Origin of the sequence: Pseudomonas sp. MEJ108, from assembly GCF_030208985.1 — a bacterium.
GTDB classification, from domain to species: Bacteria; Pseudomonadota; Gammaproteobacteria; order Pseudomonadales; family Pseudomonadaceae; genus Aquipseudomonas; species Aquipseudomonas fragariae.
Map to the genome: position 1 here is coordinate 24,098 of NZ_JARVSW010000036.1, position 6,468 is coordinate 30,565.

General features: G+C 59.7%; 4 protein-coding genes. All 4 read left to right on the plus strand.

Annotated elements, in window-relative coordinates; translation table 11 throughout:
- Nucleotides 1-59: 59 nt before the first annotated feature.
- The 4 genes from pip to mdoH all read left to right on the plus strand — a co-directional run bounded on the left by pip (nucleotide 60) and on the right by mdoH (nucleotide 6,302).
- A complete protein-coding gene (gene pip, locus QRN50_RS17140) occupies nucleotides 60-1,031 on the plus strand; it encodes a prolyl aminopeptidase (protein WP_003414210.1) in 972 nt (323 codons plus the stop codon).
- Nucleotides 1,032-1,070: 39 nt separating this feature from the next.
- Nucleotides 1,071-1,508: a D-aminoacyl-tRNA deacylase gene (gene dtd / locus QRN50_RS17145; protein ID WP_011266358.1), complete on the plus strand. Its 438-nt coding sequence runs from the start codon at nucleotides 1,071-1,073 to the stop codon at nucleotides 1,506-1,508.
- 308 nt (nucleotides 1,509-1,816) lie between these two features.
- On the plus strand, nucleotides 1,817-3,727 hold the full coding sequence (locus QRN50_RS17150; protein ID WP_192873897.1) for a glucan biosynthesis protein G: 1,911 nt from the start codon (nucleotides 1,817-1,819) through the stop codon (nucleotides 3,725-3,727).
- Nucleotides 3,720-6,302 carry a glucans biosynthesis glucosyltransferase MdoH gene (gene mdoH, locus QRN50_RS17155; RefSeq protein WP_024641064.1) on the plus strand — a complete coding sequence of 861 codons (2,583 nt, stop codon included), beginning with the start codon at nucleotides 3,720-3,722 and terminating at the stop codon, nucleotides 6,300-6,302. The genes QRN50_RS17150 and mdoH overlap by 8 nt, the downstream gene beginning before the upstream one ends.
- Nucleotides 6,303-6,468: the final 166 nt, after the last annotated feature.

The following is a 6,468-nucleotide window of genomic DNA, read 5'->3' on the forward strand; positions in this document are numbered from 1 at the left end:
GTTTATGATGCCCCACGGCAGAATAATAGAAGCCTCTGAACTGGACTTATGGAGCACTTATGCAGACTTTGTACCCGCAGATCAAACCCTACGCCCGGCACGATCTGGCCGTGGAACAACCGCATGTGCTTTACGTCGATGAAAGTGGCTCGCCAGAAGGCTTGCCGGTGGTGTTTATCCACGGCGGCCCGGGTTCGGGATGCGATGCGCACAGCCGCTGCTACTTTGATCCCAACCTGTACCGCATTGTCACGTTCGACCAGCGCGGCTGCGGTCGTTCCACACCGCATGCCAGCCTTGAAAACAACACCACCTGGAAACTGGTGGAAGACCTTGAAGCGATTCGCGAGCACCTCGGGATCGACAAATGGGTGTTGTTCGGCGGTTCGTGGGGGTCGACCCTCGCTCTGGCCTATGCACAGACCCATCCCGACCGCGTGCACGCGATGATCCTGCGTGGCGTATTCCTTGCCCGTCAGCAGGAAATCGACTGGTTCTATCAGGCCGGCGCCAGCCGTCTGTTTCCGGACTATTGGCAGGATTATGTCGCGCCGATCCCGCTGGACGAGCGTGACAACATTCTGGCTGCCTTCCACAAGCGACTCACCGGTCCGGACCAGATCGCCCAGATGCACGCTGCCAAGGCCTGGTCGACCTGGGAAGGGCGCTGCGCAACCCTGCGGCCCAATCCGCAAGTGGTCGATCGCTTTGCCGAGCCGCACCGTGCGTTGTCCATCGCGCGCATCGAATGTCACTACTTCATGAACAACGCCTTTCTGGAAGACAACCAGCTGATTCGCGACATGCCGAAGATCGCGCACCTGCCGGCAATCATTGTCCACGGTCGTTACGATGTCATCTGTCCGCTGGACAATGCGTGGGAGCTGCACCAGAACTGGCCTGGCAGTGAACTGCAGGTGATTCGCGAGGCCGGGCATTCGGCAGCCGAGCCGGGTATCGCCGACGCGCTGGTGCGTGCTGCCGCAGAAGTGGCGCGCAATCTGCTCGACCTGCCGCCCGAAGAGGCGTGACAGCAGTCCGGTATTGGTTCTGAGTCTGGAAAGGCATCTATGAAAGGTTTGTTGCAGCGCGTGCGAAGTGCGCGCGTCGAGGTGGGCACCGAGGTCGTGGGCGCCATTGAACAGGGCATATTGGTGTTGGTGGGAATAGAGCCTCAAGACACCCGCGCCAGTGCCGATAAGTTGCTGCACAAGTTGCTCAATTATCGAGTGTTCAGCGATGTTGAGGGCAAGATGAATCTGTCCTTGCGTGAGGTGGGGGGCGGCCTGTTGCTGGTTTCCCAGTTCACGCTGGCTGCGGACACCAAAAGCGGGTTGCGTGCGGGCTTCTCGAAAGCCGCGCCTCCAGCACTGGGCGCCGAGCTGTTCGACTATCTGTTGAGCCAGGCCAGAATCGCGCATCCCACGGTAGCTGCGGGCCAGTTTGGTGCAGACATGCAGGTGCACCTGATAAATGATGGCCCCGTGACATTTTTGTTTGATACATAAGCTACGATTTCACTTTATCTCCCTGAATTCATCTGTCTTGCGGGAATAAATTTCTTTGTCATACCTGATGCGTTGTGGCGCGCGCTACTGGATAATCGCGCGTTGCGGGGATCGACACTGTTGGTCCATTTGGTATGACAAAAGCGGTTCTGACACCTGGTTGGGGAATCATTAAGCCCATTCGGAGTCGGAACAATGCTCGCCAACCCGGCATTGATAGCTGGCCGTTGGTTTTTTCATCTGTTTTTCGGCGAGGGTTGCTCGTGATTGTTAGTCCCTGTGATGCTCCAAAGACACCTGTCAAGCGGTTGCGTAGTGCACTTCTGGCAAGCTCGGCCCTTGTATGCCTGTTCAGTGCAGGTCAACTGTGGGCGTTCAACCTTGATGATGTAGCGGCGAAGGCCAAAGAAATGGCCGGGCAGAAGTTCGAGGCTCCGCGGAGCAATCTGCCGAACGAGCTGCGCGACATGAAGTTCGCCGATTATCAGAAGATCCGCTTCCGTGATGACAAGGCCGAATGGGCGGGTGAGAAGACTCCGTTCAAAGTGTCTTTCTACCACCAGGGCATGCACTTCGATACGCCGGTCAAGATCAACGAAGTGACCGCGACCAGCGTCGACGAGATCAAGTACGACCCGAATCGTTTTGACTTCGGCGATCTGAAGATCGACCCGAAATCCACCGAGAAACTGGGTTATGCCGGTTTCCGTGTCCTGTATCCGATCAACAAGGATGACAAGCAGGACGAAATCATGACCATGCTGGGCGCGAGCTACTTCCGCGTCATCGGCAAGGGTCAGGTTTATGGCCTTTCCGCGCGCGGCATGGCGATCGACACTGCCTCGCCATCCGGTGAAGAATTTCCGCGCTTCAAGGAATTCTGGATCGAGAAGCCAGGCCCGGATGACAACCATCTGGTGATCTTTGCTCTGCTCGACTCGCCGCGTGCCACCGGTGCCTATCAGTTGACCCTGCGCCCGGGTACCAACACCCTGGTTGACGTGAAGTCGCGCATGTTCCTGCGTGACAAGGTCAACAAGCTGGGCGTTGCTCCTCTGACCAGTATGTTCCTGTTCGGCGCCAACCAGCCTTCGCGTGTGCCTAACTACCGTCGTGAACTGCACGATTCCAGCGGTCTGTCGATTCAGGCGGCAAACGGTGAGTGGCTGTGGCGTCCGCTGAACAACCCTAAACATCTGTCCATCAGCAGCTTCTCGGTCGAGAACCCGCGTGGTTTCGGTCTGCTGCAACGTGGCCGCGACTTCAGCCAGTACGAAGACCTGGATGACCGCTACGACAAGCGTCCAAGTGCCTGGATCGAGCCGAAGGGCGATTGGGGTAAAGGGACTGTCGAGCTGGTCGAAATTCCGACTGCCGACGAGACCAACGACAACATCGTAGCTTACTGGAAGCCTGAAACGCTGGCCGAGCCTGGTCAGGAAATGGCGTTCGACTACCGTCTGCACTGGACCATGCAGGAAAACTCGATTCACTCGCCGGATCTGGGCTGGGTCAAGCAGACTCAACGCTCCATCGGTGACGTGCGTCAGTCCAACCTGATCCGTCAGCCGGACGGCAGCCTTGCCTTCCTGGTCGACTTCGTGGGCCCGGTGCTGGCCGCACTGCCGGAAGACAAGACCATTCGCAGCCAGGTGACCACTGACGACAACGTCGAGCTGGTGGAAAACAACCTGCGCTACAACCCGGTCACCAAAGGTTACCGCCTGACCCTGCGTGTCAAGGTCAAGGATTCCAGCAAGCCGACCGAAATGCGCGCCTACCTGTTGCGTGAAATCCCTGCCGAACCGGGCAAGGAACCTGCGCTGCTCGTGGCTGACAAAGCCGAAGAGAAGAAGGCCGCCGCCAAGGAAGCTGCCAAGGAAGCTGCCAAGCCGGCAGTCGCCAAGGAGTCCGCCAACGACCAGGTAGAAATCGCCAAGGCCGACGCACCCAAGCCGGAAGCTGCCAAGCCTGAGACTGCCAAGTCTGAAGCAGGCAAGGCTGACGCAGCAAAAGCTGACGCAGCCAAAGGCAAAGGCGAAGTCGCCAAGGCCGATGCAGGCAAAGCCGACGCATCCAAGGCTGACGTAGCCAAGGACAAGGACGGTAAGGAAATTCAGCAGCCTGAAACCGAGGCAGCACCCACCCATCCGGAACCGGCCAAGACGTTGCAAGTCATGACCGAGACCTGGAGCTATCAGTTGCCGAGCGATGAGTAATTCTCTACCGGTGCCAATGTCTCTGAACGAGTACCTGGCGCATTTACCGATGAGCGACGAGCAGCGGGCAGAACTTGCCGGCTGCACGACCTTCGCCGAGTTGCATGAGCGACTTTCCGCGCAGCCGGTCACTGACCCTGCCGAGGCCGCTCAGGCTTCGGTAGGTCGCCGTCTGACGCTGACCACCGCAGATCAGCTGGAGGACGCCGAGATGCTCGGCGTCGACGCCAGCGGTCGCCTGTGCCTGAAGGCTACACCGCCGATTCGCCGGACCAAGGTCGTGCCAGAGCCATGGCGCACCAACATCCTGGTGCGCGGCTGGCGTCGCCTGACCGGCAAGGGCAACCCGCCCAAGCCCGAGCACGATGATCTGCCCCGGGATCTGCCGAAGGCGCGCTGGCGTACCGTCGGTTCGATCCGTCGCTACATCCTGCTGATCCTCATGCTGGGTCAGACGATCGTGGCTGGCTGGTACATGAAAGGCATTCTGCCGTATCAGGGCTGGTCGCTGGTTTCGCTCGACGAAATCACCCGTCAGACCTTCGTGCAGACCGCCTTGCAGGTCATGCCTTATGCCTTGCAGACCAGTATCCTGTTGTTGTTCGGGATTCTGTTCTGCTGGGTATCGGCCGGTTTCTGGACCGCGCTGATGGGCTTCCTGGAACTGCTCACCGGTCGCGACAAATACCGCATCTCGGGTGCCAGTGCCGGCAACGAGCCGATCGAAAAGGGCGCACGTACTGCGCTGGTCATGCCGATCTGCAACGAAGACGTGCCTCGGGTTTTCGCCGGTCTGCGCGCTACGTTCGAATCGGTAGCGGCCACGGGTGACCTGGATCGTTTCGATTTCTTCGTGCTCAGTGACACCAACGAAACCGACATCGCCGTTGCCGAGCAACAGGCGTGGCTGGACGTGTGCCGCGAGACCAAAGGCTTTGGCAAGATCTTCTATCGTCGCCGTCGCCGTCGCGTAAAACGCAAAAGCGGCAACCTCGACGACTTCTGCCGGCGCTGGGGCGGTGACTACCGCTACATGGTCGTGCTGGACGCCGACAGCGTCATGAGCGGTGAGTGTCTGACCAGTCTGGTTCGCCTGATGGAAGCCACGCCGGACGCCGGTATCATCCAGACCGCGCCACGTGCGTCGGGTATGGACACGCTGTATGCACGCATGCAGCAGTTCGCTACCCGGGTCTATGGTCCGCTGTTCACTGCCGGTCTGCACTTCTGGCAGCTGGGTGAATCCCACTATTGGGGTCACAACGCGATCATCCGCATGAAGCCCTTCATCGAGCACTGCGCCCTGGCGCCGCTGCCCGGCAAAGGCGCATTCGCCGGTGCGATCCTCTCCCACGACTTCGTCGAAGCTGCGCTGATGCGCCGTGCCGGCTGGGGCGTGTGGATTGCCTACGACCTGCCAGGCAGTTACGAAGAGTTGCCGCCCAACCTGCTGGACGAACTCAAGCGTGACCGTCGCTGGTGCCACGGCAACCTGATGAACTTCAGGCTGTTTCTGGTCAAGGGCATGCACCCGGTTCACCGTGCGGTGTTCCTGACCGGTGTGATGTCTTACCTGTCGGCGCCGTTGTGGTTCTTCTTCCTCGTGCTGTCCACGGCCTTGCTGGCGGTGAACACGCTGATGGAGCCGACCTACTTCCTTGAACCGCGTCAGCTGTACCCGCTGTGGCCACAATGGCACCCGGAAAAAGCCGTTGCGTTGTTCTCGACCACCATCGTCCTGCTGTTCCTGCCTAAACTGCTCAGCGTCATTCTGATCTGGGCCAAGGGCGCGAAAGGCTTCGGTGGGAAGTTCAAGGTCACCGTTTCGATGCTGCTGGAAATGCTCTTCTCGGTGCTGCTGGCTCCGGTGCGCATGCTGTTCCACACACGCTTCGTACTGGCCGCTTTCCTGGGCTGGGCCGCGACCTGGAACTCGCCGCAACGCGACGATGACTCCACGCCGTGGATCGAAGCGGTGAAGCGTCATGGTCCGCAAACCCTGCTGGGCGCGTGCTGGGCCTTGCTGGTGTTCTGGTTGAACCCGAGCTTCCTGTGGTGGCTTGCGCCGATCGTGGTGTCGTTGATGCTGTCGATTCCGGTGTCGGTGATTTCCAGCCGTACCAATCTGGGCGTCAAGGCGCGTGACGAGAAGTTCTTCCTGATTCCTGAAGAGTTCGAGCCGCCGCAAGAGCTGATCTCGACGGATCAGTACACCTACGAGAACCGCTGGCATGCGCTGAAACAGGGCTTCATCCGCGCTGTGGTCGACCCGCGACAGAACGCCTTGGCTTGCGCCCTGGCAACGTCGCGTCACCGTCAGGCTCAGCCGATTGAAGTGGTGCGTATGGAGCGTGTCGATCAGGCACTCAAGGTTGGTCCGGCAAAACTCGGCAATCAGGAACGCCTGATGCTGCTGAGCGACCCGGTAGCCCTTGGCCGCTTGCACGAGCGCGTCTGGAGCGAAGGTCACGAAGAGTGGCTGGCCGCGTGGAGAGCTTCCATCGAAGCCGATCCACATGCGCCTCTGCTGCCTTTGCAACCTGTCGGTAAAGCATCGGAGCCGGTCCCGGTCTAAAACCGCCCGGCTACGAAAAGAGCCCCTGACGCTTAGCGCGTCGGGGGCTTTTTTATTGGGCTTTGTGGCAAAGACCCACGCAAGCGAGGGGGAGAGGCGAACTTGTTCGCGGCATGTTCGGAAAGCTTGGCGGCCCCTTCGCGGACAAGTCCGCTCCTACGCCCGT